General features: G+C 73.4%; 15 protein-coding genes and 1 tRNA gene. 10 read left to right on the plus strand and 6 right to left on the minus strand.

Annotation, left to right across the window (positions count from 1 at the left end):
- Positions 1-313 precede the first annotated feature (313 nt).
- Positions 314-1,183 (minus strand): LysR substrate-binding domain-containing protein, encoded by an 870-nt coding sequence (locus tag ABZX65_RS16430; protein WP_355339349.1) that lies wholly within the window; start codon positions 1,181-1,183, stop codon positions 314-316.
- Between the two features lie 211 nt (positions 1,184-1,394).
- Here ABZX65_RS16430 and ABZX65_RS16435 point away from each other — a divergent pair, with 211 nt between their 5' ends.
- Together ABZX65_RS16435 and ABZX65_RS16440 are read left to right on the plus strand one after the other, a co-directional pair.
- The gene (locus tag ABZX65_RS16435; RefSeq protein WP_355339532.1) at positions 1,395-2,450 is read left to right on the plus strand and encodes a bile acid:sodium symporter family protein; all 1,056 of its coding nucleotides are present in this window, start codon (positions 1,395-1,397) and stop codon (positions 2,448-2,450) included.
- Entirely contained in the window at positions 2,365-2,898 is a 534-nt protein-coding gene (locus ABZX65_RS16440) for a DinB family protein (RefSeq protein WP_355339352.1), read from the plus strand. Before ABZX65_RS16435 ends, ABZX65_RS16440 begins: the two co-directional genes overlap by 86 nt.
- A 49-nt stretch (positions 2,899-2,947) precedes the next feature.
- Here ABZX65_RS16440 and fdhD read toward each other — a convergent pair whose 3' ends face one another.
- On the minus strand, positions 2,948-3,793 hold the full coding sequence (fdhD, locus tag ABZX65_RS16445) for a formate dehydrogenase accessory sulfurtransferase FdhD (protein ID WP_355339355.1): 846 nt from the start codon (positions 3,791-3,793) through the stop codon (positions 2,948-2,950).
- Between the two features lie 77 nt (positions 3,794-3,870).
- On the opposite strand from fdhD, the gene ABZX65_RS16450 reads away from it, so the two are divergent.
- From ABZX65_RS16450 to ABZX65_RS16470, 5 genes are all read left to right on the plus strand, one after another.
- The gene (locus tag ABZX65_RS16450; protein WP_188281279.1) at positions 3,871-4,224 is read left to right on the plus strand and encodes a chorismate mutase; all 354 of its coding nucleotides are present in this window, start codon (positions 3,871-3,873) and stop codon (positions 4,222-4,224) included.
- 122 nt (positions 4,225-4,346) lie between these two features.
- Positions 4,347-5,012: an NAD(P)H-binding protein gene (locus tag ABZX65_RS16455; RefSeq protein ID WP_355339358.1), complete on the plus strand. Its 666-nt coding sequence runs from the start codon at positions 4,347-4,349 to the stop codon at positions 5,010-5,012.
- A 150-nt stretch (positions 5,013-5,162) separates the two neighbouring features.
- A tRNA-Leu gene (locus ABZX65_RS16460) sits at positions 5,163-5,247 on the plus strand.
- 137 nt (positions 5,248-5,384) lie between these two features.
- Positions 5,385-6,398 (plus strand): DUF5954 family protein, encoded by a 1,014-nt coding sequence (locus tag ABZX65_RS16465; protein ID WP_355339361.1) that lies wholly within the window; start codon positions 5,385-5,387, stop codon positions 6,396-6,398.
- 212 nt (positions 6,399-6,610) lie between these two features.
- Positions 6,611-7,339 (plus strand): DUF4232 domain-containing protein, encoded by a 729-nt coding sequence (locus ABZX65_RS16470; RefSeq protein ID WP_355339363.1) that lies wholly within the window; start codon positions 6,611-6,613, stop codon positions 7,337-7,339.
- An 18-nt stretch (positions 7,340-7,357) separates the two neighbouring features.
- Here the strand turns inward: ABZX65_RS16470 and ABZX65_RS16475 are convergent, their stop codons facing one another.
- Entirely contained in the window at positions 7,358-7,936 is a 579-nt protein-coding gene (locus ABZX65_RS16475) for a helix-turn-helix domain-containing protein (protein WP_355339366.1), read from the minus strand.
- 86 nt (positions 7,937-8,022) lie between these two features.
- Between ABZX65_RS16475 and ABZX65_RS16480 the strand changes: the two genes are divergently transcribed.
- Positions 8,023-8,904 carry an SDR family oxidoreductase gene (locus ABZX65_RS16480; protein WP_355339369.1) on the plus strand — a complete coding sequence of 294 codons (882 nt, stop codon included), beginning with the start codon at positions 8,023-8,025 and terminating at the stop codon, positions 8,902-8,904.
- Positions 8,905-9,023: 119 nt separating this feature from the next.
- On the opposite strand, the gene ABZX65_RS16485 is transcribed toward ABZX65_RS16480, so the two are convergent.
- On the minus strand, positions 9,024-10,688 hold the full coding sequence (locus ABZX65_RS16485; RefSeq protein WP_355339372.1) for an ATP-binding cassette domain-containing protein: 1,665 nt from the start codon (positions 10,686-10,688) through the stop codon (positions 9,024-9,026).
- A gap of 452 nt (positions 10,689-11,140) precedes the next feature.
- Positions 11,141-13,339, minus strand: a complete 2,199-nt coding sequence (locus ABZX65_RS16490) for a DEAD/DEAH box helicase (RefSeq protein ID WP_355339375.1) — start codon at positions 13,337-13,339, stop codon at positions 11,141-11,143.
- A gap of 248 nt (positions 13,340-13,587) precedes the next feature.
- Here ABZX65_RS16490 and ABZX65_RS16495 point away from each other — a divergent pair, with 248 nt between their 5' ends.
- Both ABZX65_RS16495 and ABZX65_RS16500 read left to right on the plus strand, forming a co-directional pair.
- Entirely contained in the window at positions 13,588-13,998 is a 411-nt protein-coding gene (locus ABZX65_RS16495) for a RidA family protein (protein ID WP_355339378.1), read from the plus strand.
- Between the two features lie 43 nt (positions 13,999-14,041).
- Positions 14,042-14,833 (plus strand): aminotransferase class IV, encoded by a 792-nt coding sequence (locus ABZX65_RS16500; RefSeq protein WP_355339380.1) that lies wholly within the window; start codon positions 14,042-14,044, stop codon positions 14,831-14,833.
- A 57-nt stretch (positions 14,834-14,890) separates the two neighbouring features.
- Here ABZX65_RS16500 and ABZX65_RS16505 read toward each other — a convergent pair whose 3' ends face one another.
- On the minus strand, positions 14,891-15,784 hold the full coding sequence (locus ABZX65_RS16505; protein ID WP_355339535.1) for a PfkB family carbohydrate kinase: 894 nt from the start codon (positions 15,782-15,784) through the stop codon (positions 14,891-14,893).
- Positions 15,785-15,801 lie beyond the last annotated feature (17 nt).

Consider the following 15,801-nt stretch of genomic DNA (forward strand, 5'->3'; position numbering starts at 1 on the left):
GCACAGTGCGGGGCCCGTAAGCTATCCGATCCGCCGCACGGGCGGGAGGGCCGTGACAGACCCGTGTTATCGGACATCTGTGCTGGTGGCGGGCGTATGACCGCGTCTCACAAGGGAGTCGTGCCCACGCGGCCGTTTCCGATGCTTCCGCCGCCGTACTTTTATCTCCACCAAATCTGCGCCGACCGGTCACTGGCGCTCCACTGTCCCAGGGGCCCCGTGCGCCCCGCGCCCGGCCCCGCCCGCGGCTCCGCGTCGTTCGGCCCCGCGCCCGGCCCCGCGTCATCCGCCCCGCGTCCGGCCCCGCGCCTGGTCAGGGCAGCGGCTTGTGGAGCCGGTCGCCGCCCGCGAGGATCGCCGCGGCCAGCGCGTCGGCCGCGTCCTGGGCGCGGGCCTGCCGCCGCCCGTGCAGCAGGACGAAGTCCACCGCGCCCAGTTCCGGCAGTCCGGACCGGGCGGGCAGCCGTACCAGCCCGGCGGGCACCAGGCCCTGCGCGTGCGCCATCACGCCGAGGCCCGCGCGGGCCGCCGCGACCAGACCGCTGAGCGAGGCGCTGGTGCACGCCACCCGCCAGGCCCGCCCGTCGCGCTCCAGTACCTCCAGCGCGCGGGCGCGGGTGATGCCGGGCGGGGGGAAGGCGATCAGCGGCACCGGACGGTCCGGGTCCAGGCGCAGCCGCTCGCCGCCGATCCACACCAGCTTGTCGCGCCACACGAGCTGCCCGGGGCCGTTCGGCCCCTGCCGCTTGGCCAGGCACAGGTCGAGCCGTCCCGCGTCGAGCCACTGGTGGAGGGTGCCGGACAGTTCGACGGTCAGCTCCAGGTCGACCTCGGGGTGCTCGCGCCTGAAGCCCTCCAGGATCTCCGGCAGCCGGGTCAGCACGAAGTCCTCCGAGACGCCGAAGCGCAGCCGTCCGCGCAGCCGGGTGCCGGTGAAGAAACCGGCCGCGCGCTCGTTCGCCTCCAAGATCGTCCGGGCGAAGCCGAGCATGGCCTCGCCGTCCTCGGTCAGCTCCACGCCGTGGGTGTCGCGGGCGAAGAGCCGGCAGCCCGCCGCCTCCTCCAGGCGCCGCACATGCTGGCTCACCGTGGACTGCCGCAGCCCCAGCCGCTGCGCGGCCTGCGTGAAGCTCAGCGTCTGCGCCACGGCGAGGAAGGTCCGCAGCTGCACGGGATCGAACATGCCCGCCAGTCTAGTCCGGCTATCGCGTTCCGTGATGACAGTGAGTACGGCAACCGGGCTTCCCGATCGCCGACGCCCCGACGATGCTGGAGCGGTGCCATCAGATACCGCGCCGCAGGACCCGCCAGACACCGCGCCGCAGGCCGTGACAGATACCGCGCCGCGGGCCGCCGCGACGGACTCCGCGCCGCGGGCCCCGAAGCGGTCGGGGCTGCTCAAGCGGCTGCCCGTCGACCCGTACATCGCGGCCCTGCTCGCCACCGTCGCCTTCACCGCGCTGCTGCCCGCGACCGGGACCGCCGCGCACACCGCGAGCCGTGCCAGCAACGGCGCGGTCGCGCTGCTCTTCTTCCTCTACGGCGCCCGGCTGTCCACCGGCGAGGCGCTGACCGGGCTGCGCCACTGGCGGCTGCACCTCACCGTGCTCGCCGCCACCTTCGTCGCCTTCCCGCTGCTGGGCCTGGCCGCCCGCGGCCTGGTCCCGTACGTCCTGGCGCCGCAGCTCTACCCCGGCTTCCTCTTCCTGTGCCTGCTGCCGTCCACCATCCAGTCCTCGATCGCGTTCACCTCGATCGCCCGCGGCAACGTCGCCGCCGCCATCTGCGCCGGGTCCTTCTCCAGCCTCGCCGGGATCGTCCTCACCCCGCTGCTGGCCGCGGCCCTCATCGGCGGCGACTCCGGCGTCGACGCGCACGCGCTGCTCGACATCTCCCTCCAGCTGCTCGCGCCCTTCGTCGCCGGGCAGGTGCTGCGCCGCTGGATCAACGGCTTCCTCACCCGGCACCGCAAGGTGCTCGGCTACGTCGACCGCGGGTCGATCCTGCTGGTCGTCTACACCGCCTTCAGCGCGGGCATGGCCGAGGGCATCTGGCACAAGGTCGCGGTGCCGCGGCTGGCGGAACTGCTCGTCCTGGAGGCGGTGCTGCTCGCCCTGATGCTCGGCCTCACCTCCTTCGGCGCGCGCCGCCTCGGCTTCGGCCGGGCCGACCGGATCACCATCGTCTTCGCCGGGTCCAAGAAGAGCCTGGCGTCCGGACTGCCCATGGCCACCGTGCTGTTCGGGTCCGGCGCCGGGCTCGCCGTACTGCCGCTGATGCTCTTCCACCAGATGCAGCTCATGGTCTGCGCGGTGATCGCGAAACGCTGGGCACGCCAGCCCGACCCGGAGGTAGCGTGGCGCGATGACCAGGACGACGACGCCACGCGACCAGCCGGACCCGCCGCCGCTCCGCGGCGACCTGCGCCCGCCGGGGCTGAACGCGGATGAGCCGACGACGCTGCTGAGCTTCCTCGACTATCTGCGGGAGGCCGTCGTCGCCAAGGCGGAAGGCGTGCCGGACGAGGTCGCGAAGGCGCCGGGCGTCACCTCGGGCACCAGCCTCCTCGGCCTGGTCAAGCACCTCACGGCCGTCGAGTTCAACTGGTTCGTCTGGGCCTACGAGGGCGCCGACCTCCCGCTGCGGGACGACGAGATCCCGCCGTCCGACGACGAGAGCGGCGCCGACCTGATCGCCGCCTACCGCGCCGCCGCCCTGCGCAGCAACGAGACCGTCGCCGCCTGCGCCGACCTCGAACGCCCCGGCGCCCGCTCCCTGCGCGAGACCCCGCCGCCGTCCCTGCGCTGGGTGCTGGTCCACATGATCGAGGAGACGGCGCGGCACGCGGGCCACGCCGACATCATCCGCGAGCGGTACGACGGGGACGTCGGCCGCTGACGGCCCTGTTCAGCGGATCACCCGATGAGCCGGTGACCCGATTACCAGGTCACCCGGTGTGCTCCGCCGCGAGCGCGATACGGGACTCGCCCGCGTACACGTTCATGGAGTTGCCGCGCAGGAAGCCGACGAGGGTGAGACCGGACTCCGCGGCCAGATCGACGGCGAGCGAGGAGGGGGCGGAGACGGCGGCCAGTACGGGGATGCCCGCCATCACGGCCTTCTGCGCCAGTTCGAACGAGGCGCGGCCCGAGACCATGAGGATGTGTCCAGCCAGCGGCAGCCGGCCCTCGCGCAGCGCCCGGCCGACCAGCTTGTCCACCGCATTGTGCCGCCCCACGTCCTCCCGCGCGTCCAGCAGCTCGCCGTGCTCGTCGAAGAGGGCGGCGGCGTGCAGCCCGCCGGTGCGGTCGAACACGGCCTGCGCGGCGCGCAGCCGGTCGGGCAGCGAGGACAGCAGCGCCGGGGTGAGCCTGGGGGAGTCCGGATCGGTGATCGGCAGCCGCGTCGCCGTACGCACCGCGTCCAGGCTGGCCTTGCCGCACAGCCCGCAGGACGACGTCGTATAAACGTTCCGCTCCAGCGAGATGTCCGGAAGCGGGACACCGGGCGCGAGCTGGACGTCCACGACGTTGTACGTGTTCACGCCGTCCGCGGTGGCGCCCGCGCAGTACACCACCGACCTGACATCGTCGGCCGCGGCGAGCACGCCCTCGCTGACCAGGAAGCCGGTGGCCAGCGCGAAGTCGTCGCCGGGCGTGCGCATCGTGATGGCGAGCGGCTTGCCGTTCAGCCGGATCTCCAGCGGCTCCTCGGCCACCAGCGTGTCCGCGCGGTGCCCCGCCACGCCGTCCCTGATCCGCAGTACGCGGCGCCGCTCGGTGACCCGTCCCATGCCTCAAGAGTGACATAGGTAGGGTGATCGGGAACTCGCCGCCGAGCACCACGGACCGACCAGGATGGCAGACCGAGATGAGCGACCAGCCGACCGCCGAGCACTCACTGGTGAGCGACGAGGAGGCGTTGGAAAGACTCCGCGCCCTGCGCGGCAGCATCGACAACCTGGACGCGGCGCTGGTGCACCTGCTCGCCGAGCGCTTCAAGTGCACCCAGCAGGTCGGTGAGCTGAAGGCCGCCCACCACCTCCCGGCCGCCGACCCGGCCCGCGAGGCCGACCAGATCGGCCGGCTGCGCCGCCTCGCGGAGGACGCCAAGCTCGATCCTGCCTTCGCCGAGAAGTTCCTCAACTTCATCATCGACGAGGTCGTACGGCACCACCGTGCCATCGCCGCCCGTCCGAAGCAGGCCCCGAACAACGGTTCCTGACCGGCCCCCTGAACGGCCGCTCCTGACCGTGCGTCAAGTGCCCGGCGCCCGCACCCCGAAACCCGGTGGTGGGGCGCCGCGTTGAACCTGGCACAGCACACGCACACACAGGGAGCCACCACATGAAGCTCACGATCTTCGCGGCGACCGGGGGGATCGGCCGGCTCCTGGTCGATCAGGCGGTCGACGCGGGACACGACGTGACGGCCGTCGTCCGCAATCCGGCGCGACTCACCCGGGACGTCCACTCCGTCACCGCCGACCTCACCCACCCCGACGCCGACGCGCTGCGCGGCGCGGTCGAGGGCGCCGACGGCGTCCTGTCCGCGTTCGGTCCCAGCTCACGGGCCCAGACCGGCATCACCTCGGTCGGCACCCGCGCCATCGTCGAGGCCATGCAGGCCACCGGCGCCCGCCGGATCGTCGTCGTCAGCGCCGCGCCGGTCTCCACCACCCCGTCGCCCGGCCGTCCGAACCCGCCCAAGCACGACCCGGGCGAGGGCCCCCTCATGCGCTATGTCGGCGCCCCCATGGGCAAGCTCTTCCTGGGCAAGCACTTCGCCGACCTCGCCCTCATGGAGGACATCCTCCGCGACAGCGGCCTCGACTGGACCTCCGTCCGTCCGCCCCGCCTCACCGACAAGCCGCTCTCCACCACCTACCGCACCGCCGTCGACCAGAACCTCCGGGGCGGCGCCCTCGCCTCCCGCGCCGACGTCGCCCACTTCATGCTCCACGCCCTCTCCGACCCCGCCACCGTCAAGCAGGCCATCGGCATCGCCACCTGAGCCCCCACCCGCCCCCACCTGCTCCGCAGCGTCCGTCCGGGCCCCGCACCCGGCCGGACCGCCCGCCGCAATCCCAGGTGAGAAGCACTCCGAATCCTTGGTATCGTTGACCCCGTCACCACGACCCGGCGGGTCGCGGTGCCACACCCCGTCCGGGTGGCGGAATGGCAGACGCGCTAGCTTGAGGTGCTAGTGCCCTTTATCGGGCGTGGGGGTTCAAGTCCCCCCTCGGACACCCATGGTTTTCCTGAAAAAGGCCGCCTTCGGGCGGCCTTTTTCAGCCCCCTGCTGACAACGATGTCGCATACGTGTGGTGTGCGGTATCAGGCAATTCGCTGACAGCCGCCGCTCGGGTGTGGGGACAATGGCTCCATGAGCGGGGACGAACCCACAGCGTCAGAGAACCTGATCATGAACGTCCAACTAGGCGGCCACCCCGTCGAATTGGCCGCCGAGGCAGACCGCAGAGACGCCGCGCAGCGGTACGGGCACTACATCGTCCGCGGCCCGCTCTTCGCCCTGGCGGCGTGCGCACCGGGCGACGTCGGATGGCGGTTGCTGACCCCCATGACGGACGGGTTCCCCCAGGCGTCGCGCGACGCCCTCAACTCCCGCCTCTGGTTCCGGGCCAAGGAGGACACCGACGACCCGGCGCTGCGCCGGGAGCTGCTGTCGGCGGTCGACCGCCTGGAGTCGGAACCCCTCGACGAGCTGACCGTGGCCGGGACCCGCTACCGGGTCGTCCGCGGCGACGAGTTCTTCTACACCCACGACGGCAAGGTCGAGCCGCCGCGCCCCACCGACCCCGATCCCGCGGTCCTGGACTGGGACGACCGCGCCGCGGACCCCGAGCTGGACGGCGACGTCGTCATCGACCACGCCGCCGCGACCGGGGTGATGGCGAGCGCCGAACGCCTCGCGCTGCGCGACCTGCACTACCGCAGCCTCCGCTACCCCGCCGACGTACGGGCCGACTCGCGGTCCGCGCTGCGGACGCATCCGGGAGTCGTCCTGCTCCCGGCGGCGTTCCGGGTGGTCGAGCGGACGGACGTCGGCTGGGAACCGGCCATCAACATCCTGGCCACCCCGCACGCCGCCCGCCGGGCCCTGGCCGACGCGCTGACCACCATGTGGCCCCGGATGTACGAGCTGGACGCGGACGAGGAGGCCGACTACGCCCGCGCCGCCGAGGAGTTCCGCGCCGCCGGCCGGGCGAACGAACTCGAGGTCGGCGGCCGGCAGTTCTCCGTGGCCCGCGTCGCGCGGCTGATCCGGGTCGGCGCCGACGGCCCCGAGCCGCCCCGCCCCTCCGACGTCGACCCGTACGGCCCGTCGAAGATCCACCCCACGATGGACGAGCACGGGAACATCACCTACGACGAGTGACCACCGGCCCGGTGCGGCGACGTGCCCACCGGGCCGCCGGGGATTCGTGTGACGGATGCGACGACCGCATTCCGTCTGTCTTGATCATGCTTCTCGCGTGTCACGGGGGCGTCCCGGTGGGATTCCCCGCGCAACCGCCGCCCCTGCCGGGTGCCTCCATCAGCGCAGAAGGTCCGCGACGGGCGGGCCGGCACCCGACTTACGGAGTAGCAATGCGCAGCAGCAAGAGGCTCTCGGTTCTCGCCCTCGTCGTCGTGGCCGCCGGAATGTCGCTCACGGCCTGTGGCCCCGACGACTCCAGCGCCTCCGGTACGACGGCGTCGCCCAGTGCCCCCGGCGCCACGTCGTCGCCCAGTGCCGCGCCCGGCCAGGACAGCTCCTCCGGTGGTTCCGGTGACGGCTCCAGCGGCGGTTCCGACAGCGGCTCCAGCGGCGGTTCGAGCGACGGTTCCGGCGGTACGACCGGAGGCTCCGGGTCGTCGAACGGCGGCTCGTCGAACGGCGGTTCCTCGAACGGCGGGTCGGCGGCCGGCGCCATGTGCAAGACCTCGAACCTGGCCATCTCGGCCGAGCACGGCATCTCGGGCGAGGGCATGGAGCTGATCCACTTCAAGAACACCGGCTCCGGCTCCTGCACGATGCACGGCTTCGCGGGCATCGACCTGAAGAGCGGCACGGACACCGTGAACGTCGCCCGCCGCCCCGGCAGCGAGGTGCCCACCGTCACGCTGGCTCCCGGCGAGCGCACCGAAGCCGTCCTGTACTACCCGTTCAACAACAGCGGCGGCAGCGGCTACACCTTCACCACGATGACCGTCACGCCGCCCAACGAGACCCACTCCACGAGCGTCGGCGCGACCATCAACATCCCGCTCGACAACCCCGACGAGAACGTCCAGACCACTCAGATCCACATGAACGCGGTCGGCGCGGGCAAGTGACCGCATGCTGTGTCCGGTTCAGCCCAGCGACGCGCTCGCCGCGCGCAGCTCATCGAGGGCCGTGACGAGATGCCCGCCCAGGTCGTCCCCGGCGTCGCGGTCGCCCTCGGACCAGACCGCGTAACCCCGCTTGAAGGCGAGGAGGCCGAGTTCGCCCGCGAGAGCGGCGGTCGGACCGGGAATCCCGCGCGCCGCCAGAGCGCTGGTCATCGCGTTGGCGAGGCTGACGCTCTTGAGCGCGTCACGTTCCTGGAGCTCGGCGCTGGCGGCGACGGCCGTCTTGAGGCGGGGGGCGAAGTCGCGGTTCATGGGGCCCATCGCGGTCGAGGCGCGCGCGAGACCGGCGGCGACCGCCTCCAGCGGGCTGGCGTCCGCGGGCGCCTCGGCGATTCCCTCGGCCAGCAGCCGGCTCAGCGTCTCCTGCCCCGCGACCAGCAGCTCGCGCTTGTCGGGGAAGTGCCGGAAGAAGGTGCTCTTGGTGACCCCGGCACGCTCGGCGATCTGCGTGACGGTCGTGGCGTCGTACCCCTGCTCGGTGAACAGGTCGACGGCGGCCACGACGAGGCGTTCGCGCGCCCCTGGTTCCCACCGGCTCATGAGGTCATCCTATCTGACGGGACTCTTGTCCCATCAGTCTGTTACGGTGATGGGACAAGAGTCCCGTCACTTGTGGGAGTGTTTCCATGCGCGTCTTCGTCACCGGCGGCACCGGTCTGATCGGCTCCGCCGTCGTCGCCGAACTGCTCGGCAACGGCCACACCGTCCTCGCACTCACCCGTTCCGACGCGTCCGCGCGAGCCGCGGAGGCGGCCGGGGCCGAGGCGATCAGGGGAGATCTCGCCGACCTGGACGCCCTGCGTACCGGCGCCGGGCGCGCCGACGGGGTGGTCCACCTGGCGTTCGCCAACGACTTCAGCAGCGCCGAAGCGGTCGCGAACGCGGTCGCCGAGGAGACCGCCGCCCTCGCGGCCCTCGGCGAGGCGCTGGTCGGCAGCGACCGCCCCTTCGTCACCGCCTCCGGCACGCCCTACGTGCCGGGCCGCGCCTCCGTCGAGAGCGACCCGGTGCCGACCGAGGGACCCGTCGGCGGTCGCGGTCGGGCGGTCACGGCGGTCCTGGACTTGGCATCGCGCGGGGTCAGGAGTTCGGCCGTGCGCCTGCCGCGTACGGTCCACAACGAGGGCACGGGCGGCTTCGCCGGTCTGCTGACCCACATCGCGCGCCAGAGCGGCGTCTCCGGCTACCCGGGCGACGGCACCCAGCGCTGGCCCGCCGTGCACGCGCTCGACGCGGCGGTGCTCTTCCGGCTCGCGCTGGAAGGCGCGGAGGCCGGGACCGCCTGGCACGCCGTGGCCGACGAGGGCGACCAGGTCCGGGACATCGCCGCGGTCATCGGCCGCCGGCTGAACCTGCCGGTCGAGTCCGTGCCCGCCGAGACGTACGGCACTCTCGGCCCGATCTTCGCGGCCGACCAGCCCTCGTCCAGCGCCCACACCCGCAAGGTGCTCGGCTGGGAGCCGAAGCACCCCGGTCTCCTGGAGGACCTGGAGAACATCCAGCCCTGAGCGGGCGGCGACCCGGTCGGCTTCCCGGTCCGAGGTACGCCAAGGCACTCAGCGACCTCGGCAGCCTCAGGGTTTCGGGGCTCGGTGTTTGCGGGTCTCGTCCCGGTTGGTGCCCGTCCCTACGCCTCGGCCGCTCCGAGCAGTCCCCGGACCTCCTCCGCGGTGGTCTCCTGGAGCTCGTCCGTGACGAGGAGCCAGCGCGTCACACCGATCGACTCCAGGAACGGCAGATCGTGGCTGGCGACGAGCAGGGCGCCCTCGAAGGAGTCCAGGGCGCCGGTGAGTTGACGCAGGCTGGCCAGGTCGAGGTTGTTGGTGGGCTCGTCCAGCATGAGGAGTTGGGGCGCGGGAGCGGCGAGCATCGTCGCGGCGAGCGCGGCGCGGAAGCGTTCGCCGCCGGAGAGGGTGCCCGCGCGCTGCTCGGCCCGCGCGCCCTTGAAGAGGAACCGCGCGAGCTGGGAACGGATGTGGTTGTCGGTGACGCCGGGCGCCCGCCGGGCCACATTCGCCGCGACGCTCAACTCCTCGTCCAGCACGTCGAGTCGCTGCGGCAGGAACCGCAGCGGTACGTGTCCGACCGCCTCGCCGGACAGCGGCGCCAGCTCACCGGCGAGGGTGCGCAGCAGCGTGGTCTTCCCCGCCCCGTTGCGTCCGACCAGCGCGACGCGCTCGGGGCCGCGTAGCTCGAAGGTGCCGTCGAGCAGCCGGCCGTACCGGGGGCGCAGCGCGCGCAGGCTCAGGACCGTACGGCCGGCGGGCACGGCGGTGTGGGGGAGGTCGACCCGGATCTCGGCGTCGTCACGGACCGCGTCCGCTGCCTCCTCGCGCCGCTCGCGCGCCTCGTCGAGCCGGTCCTCGTGCACGCCGCGGAGCCTGCCCGCCGACTCCTGCGCCGACCGCTTCTTCTCGCCCGCGACGATCCGCGGCGCCCGCCGCTGCGCGTCCAGCTTCTTGTCCTGCTTCTGGCGCCTGGCCACCTTGATCTGCGCCTCCTCCAACTCCCGCTTCTGCCGCCGCACATCGGCCTCCGCGGCCCGCAACGTCCGTCCGGCCGCCTCCTGTTGCGCGGCCAGCGCCTCCTGGTACGCCGACCAGCCGCCGCCGTACCAGTTCACGGAACCCGTCCGCAGTTCGGCGATCCGGTCCACGCGCTCCAGCAGTTCACGGTCGTGGCTGACCACGACCAGCACGCCGGAGCGCCAGGAGTCGACGGCCTCGTAGAGCCGCCGCCTGGCCACCAGGTCCAGATTGTTGGTGGGCTCGTCGAGCAGCAGCACATCGGGGCGCTCCAGCAGGAGCGCGGCCAGCCGCAGCAGTACGGTCTCGCCGCCGGACATCTCGCCGACGGCCCGGTCGAGGCCGATGCCGCCGAGACCGAGCGTGCCGAGCGTCGCCAGCGCCCGCTCCTCGACGTCCCAGTCGTCGCCGACCGTCTCGAAGTGCTCCTCGTCCGCGTCACCGGCCTCGATCGCGCGCAGGGCGGCCCGCCGCTCGGCGATGCCGAGCGCCTGGTCGACGCGGAGGCCGGTGTCGAGTGTGATGTTCTGCGGCAGGCAGGCGAGGGTGCCGCCGACGCTCACCGAGCCCCGCGCGGGGCGCAGTTCGCCGGAGAGCAGCCGCAGCAGCGTGGACTTGCCGGTGCCGTTGGCGCCGACGAGCCCGGTCCGGCCGCGGCCGATGGTCAGGGACAGGCCGTCGAACACGGGCGTGCCGTCCGGCCACTGGAAGGACAGCCCCGAGCAGGTCAGGGACGCGCCGGGCGGGGTGGCGGTGGGATGGGCCATGGTGGGTCTCGCAGTCGAAAGCGCGGTGGATGGGGGGCTTCGTATGCGAGCACCACGCGGCGACCTGGCCGGACAGCGGGAGGGTGCGGGCCTCCGTGAGGTGACGGACGGCCCAGGGCACCGAGGTCGCATCTGCGCGGACGTCACGGCGCGGCGGGAACGCCGACTGCCACGTGACGCGTATACGGCGAAGCGAAGGCCGTACCGCGCGATGATCGCGGACCTCAGATGCGCAACGTCCACCTCTATCGGAGACAACAGGACCTGATCACGGTACCGCAGAGGTCCGGCACGACGAACCCGATTTACGGCCCCCGGCCCCCAGCCCCCGCGCCTCCCGGCCCCCCCGCGCCTCCCGGCCCCCGGCGGGCTCGGCCTCCCGGCGACGCTCGCCCCCCTCGGCGCCCCGGCTTCCTCGGGCGCCCTCTACGGCGCCGCGCCGCGCGCCCCCGTCACTTGGTGAGGGACAGCCTCATCTGCTCCTCCTCCACGATCCGCCGCGCGAGCGACTGCTCCGAGATGTCGACCGCGTCGGGAGTCGACTCCGCGAGGTCGCTGCGGCGCGCGTAGGCGTCGAAGAGCACCTGCTTGGTGCCGAGGATGTCGAGCATGCGCTGGTCGACGCTGTCGGCGATCAGCAGCCGGTGCACGCGCACGTGGCGGATCTGGCCCATGCGGTGGGCGCGCCCGATGGCCTGGGCCTCCAGGGTCGGCTTGACCTGCGGCTCGCAGAGGATCACCACCGAGGCGGCCTGCATGTTCAGCCCGGTGCCGCCCGCCTGGATCTGGCTGAGCAGCACCGCGTGGCCGGGCACCGCCGCGAAGGCGTCGACCATTTCCTGGCGCTCGGTGGCGGCGACCGCGCCGGTCAGCGGGCCGAAGGCGGCCGGGCCGAGCGCGTCGTGCACGGTGGTCAGCACATCGCGGAAGAAGGAGAAGACGACGACCTTCAGCTCGTTCTCCTCGGCCTCCTTCACCAGTTCGCGCAGCCGCTGGAGCTTCGCCGAACGATGGGGCGCCGCGTAGGCGGCGCGCCGCATCGCCATGAAGTTCCCCTCCGCGACCGCCGTCCGGTAGGCGGCCAGATCCGTACGGCTGAACTCCTCCCACTCGTCGGACTGCGCCAGCTCCGGCAGTTCGGTGAGCACGTCCTGCTGATTGCGGCGCAGATAGGCCGGGGCGACGGCCCTGCGGAACGCCTGCGAGCCCGCGACCGCGTCGCTGTGCCGGATGTGGGGGAGCAGATCGGGCTGGAGGTGGTGCACCAGACTGCGGAATTCCTCGACGCGGTTCTCCATCGGGGTGCCGGTCAGGAACAGCACGCGGTCGGTCCTGGCCGTCCACAGCGCGACGGTCCGCGACCTGCGCGTGTCCGGGTTCTTCACGTAGTGCGCCTCGTCCACGACGAGCATCCCCAGCGGCACCCCGTCGGGCACGTCCAGCGAACTCAGCGCGTCGTACGTGGTGACGGCCACGCCGCCGTCCCGCACCCAGTCCGCCAGCGCCGCCTTGCGGTACGGGCCGTGCAGCCGGTACGCGTCCAGGGCGCTGCGCGACTCGATCTCCCGCGACCAGTTGACCAGCACGCTCGCCGGGCAGACGACGAGGAAGTGCGTACGGCCCTCCGCCCGCAGGTGGGCCAGGGCCGCGATGGCCTGGATGGTCTTGCCCAGGCCCATCTCGTCGCCGATGATCACCCGCCGCTGGGCCAGCGCGAAGCGCGCGCCGAACGCCTGGTAGCCGCGCAGCGACACCCGGCGGTGCGTGTCGTCAAGACGCTGTCCGCGCACCCGCTCGGAGACCGACGACGGCAGGAAGCCTTCCGCCGCGTCGATGTCCGGGGCGAGTTCGGCGATCTCCGCGAGCAGGACGGTGTACTCCGACGGCCTGACCTCGAAGTCCAGCCACGCCTCGGCGGCGGGCGCCGCCGGGCGCAGCAGGTCGGTGCTCGCCTGGGTCAGCAGCAGCCCGGTGCCGTCGGCGGTGTGCTCCGCCAGCAGCTCCTCGATCCGCCGCACGGCGTCCTGCGCGCGCAGCCGCCCGAGCCTGCCCGCCAGCAGCATCCGCAGCCGGGCGCCCGCCGGGCGGGCGGCGGCCAGCAGCGGTGTCAGCTCGGCGTCCACGCGCGCGGCGGTCTCCACGGCCCGCGGAATCTCGGGACCCGCGTTGACCAGCCGGTTGAGCGCCATCACCAGGGCGGTGGTGTCCGGGTCGTCCCGGTGGGCCGGATCGATACGGACGGCCACGTGCTCCTCGGCCGCCGACGCGATCTGGCGCGCCGCCGCTATGGCCTGGTCGGCGCTCTGCGCGCCCACGCCGGGGACCAGCCGCAGCTCGTACGACCGGGCGCCGTAGACCTTGCCGACCGTGTCGTACCCGGCCTGTTCCATGGCGCCGAGGCGCAGCCTGCCCTCGGTGACGTCCTTGAGCCGGGCGACCGGGATGCCGTCCAGCTCGCGGCGGACCCGTGCCTCCCGCAGCGGGACCAGCGCGGCCCGCACGTCCGCGCGCACCCGTGTGTGGTCCGCGGTGACCGTACGAGCCGAGGCGACGAGCTTCGCGGCCTGGCCGGACACCTTCCGCGCCTGCTTGCCGACCGGCGCCTGCCGCGCACCCGCCTCTTCCTGTCCGACACCCCCGTCCGCGTCCATGGCTCCCCGTCTCCCGCCGATTCCGATGCCGATGCCGATCCCGATGCGGCCGATGCGCGTGTCACCACGGATGCCGGGCCCGTCCGCTGCGGCACATGATTCCACCCCCCACCGACACCGCGACGGCCCCCGGCCAAATCTCCGGTGGCCGGGCTGCCCGGACTCCCGGACCGCCCGAGCCGCCCGCGCGGTCCGGGAGCCGAAAACGGGTGGGCCCAGGCCCCCGCGCCCCGGCAGACTCACCACCCATGAGCGCCCACATCACCCGCGTCAATCCTCCCGCCCTCCACCAGACCCCCGGCTACCACCACATCACCGTCGTCGAGGCCGGGCGGACCGCCTACCTCGCCGGTCAGTGCCCGCTCGACGCCGAGGGCCGGATCGTCGGCCGCGGCGACTACGCCGCCCAGGCCCGCCAGGTGGCCGCCAACGCCCTGATGGCACTCGAAGCCGTCGGCGCCGGGCCGGGCGACGTCGTGCGCTCGGTCATCTACGTGGTGAGCGACGACCGCGAGACGCTGTCCACGGTGTGGGACGCGCTGAACGCCTCGCCGCTGGGCGACGCCTTCGACACCGCGAGCACCCTGCTCGGAGTGGCACAGCTCGGCTTCACCGCGCAGTTGGTCGAGCTGGACCTGACGGCCGCGCTGGCCGGCTGACGGGCCTGTGTGCCGGAAGGGCGGCCGTGCCTAGGGTGAGGTCATGACGCAATCACCGTTCATCGAGATCGACGGCCGGGCCGCGACGGTGGAGGCCATCGCGCCCGCGCTCGGCGGCTACGGCCACTTCACGGCGATGCAGGTACGCGGCGGAAAGGTGCGCGGCCTGGCGTTCCACGTCGAACGCCTCGACGGCGCCACGCGGGAGCTGTTCGGCGCGGGCCTGGACGGCGAGCGCGTACGGGCGCACATACGGCACGCGCTGGCCGGGTCGGGGCGCGCGGACGCCTCCGTGCGGGTCAACGTCTTCCAGCCGGTGGAGGGCGCCGACGAGCCGGTCGCCGTCATGGTCGCCGTCCGCCCGCCCGCCGGTGTCGAACCCGGCCTCAAGCGCCTCAAGTCGGTGCCCTACCAGCGCCCGGCCGCCCACCTCAAGCACGTCGGCGGCTTCGGGCAGGCGTACTTCGGCCGCCAGGTGGCCGCCGCGGGGTACGACGAGGCGCTGTTGGCCGGTCCCGGCGGCGAGATCGCCGAGGGCGCCATCACCAACGTCGGCTTCATCGACGGCGACACCGTCGTCTGGCCGGACGCCGCCCCGCATCTGCGCGGCATCACCCTCCAGGTCCTGGAGCGTGAACTCGTACGGGCCGGTGTCCCGCAGGACCGCCGCCCGCTGCGGCTCACCGACGTGGGGTCGTACGACGGCGCCTTCCTGGCCAACTCGCGCGGCACGGCGGTCATTTCGGAGATCGACGGCGTCCCGCTGCCCACGCGGGCCGAACTCCTGACGCGGGTGGGGGAGTTGTACGAATCCGCGCCGTGGGACGCCATCTGACGGCGCCGGTCGGGCGCTCCGCGACGTGACGGCGGGGGCGCGGTCAGACGGCCCCCATTACGTCTCCGGCCGCCCGCCGACCACGGTCACCGCCTCCGCTCCGGTGCGGCAGCCCGCCGCGAGCGACGCGGCGAGGTCCGCGCCCGCGAGACGAGCGGCCAACAGGCCGCCGGTGAAGGCGTCTCCGGCGCCCGTGCTGTCCACCGCGACGGCCGGGACGCAGGGCACCCGTACCGTCACCTCGCCGTTCACGGCGGCCAGCGCGCCGCCCGCGCCGAGGGTGACCACGACCGTGCCGCCGCCGCGCGCCGCGCTCAACTCGGCCGCCGCGCGGGCCGGTTCGGGCGCACCGGACAGCAGCGCCGCCTCCGCGTCGTTGGGCAGCAGCAGATCCGTACCTGCCACGTCGGCCAGGAAACGGGCCACGCCCGCCTCGCGCAGGAAACCGGCGGAGGCCGGATCGACGCTCACCGGCAGCGACCGGGCGCGCGCCGCCTCGGTGACCACGGCCGCCAACTCGCGTCCCCACTCGGAGAAGTAGAGATAACCGGAGAGGTGGACGTGCCCCATGCCGTCCAGCAGCGCGTCGTCCCAGTCGGCGGGGCCGAGCCGGAAGGCGGCGCCGCTGTCGGTGACCAGGGTCCGTTCGGCCGCCGCGTCGACCAGGGCGATCACCACGGCCGTCGGCGCCTCGTCGTCGACCCGCAGCGCCGGCTCCACGCCCGCGGCCTCAAGGGCGGCGCGGTGCCAGTCGGCGGAGTCGGCGCCCGCGCGGGCCAGCAGCCGCACCCGCGCGCCCCGACCGGCCGCCCAGCAGGCCACGTTGGCCCCCGCGCCGCCCGGCCGCACCGCGATCCGGGCGGCGGTGTCGGTATCGGCGGCGAGGGGCCGCGCGTGCCGCGCCACCACGTCGGTGACGACGTCGCCGACGACGAGGAGTCCGGGAGGCACCGGCTCCACGGCGGCGG

Source organism: Streptomyces sp. NPDC003300 (genome assembly GCF_040610915.1).
GTDB lineage: Bacteria > Actinomycetota > Actinomycetes > Streptomycetales > Streptomycetaceae > Actinacidiphila.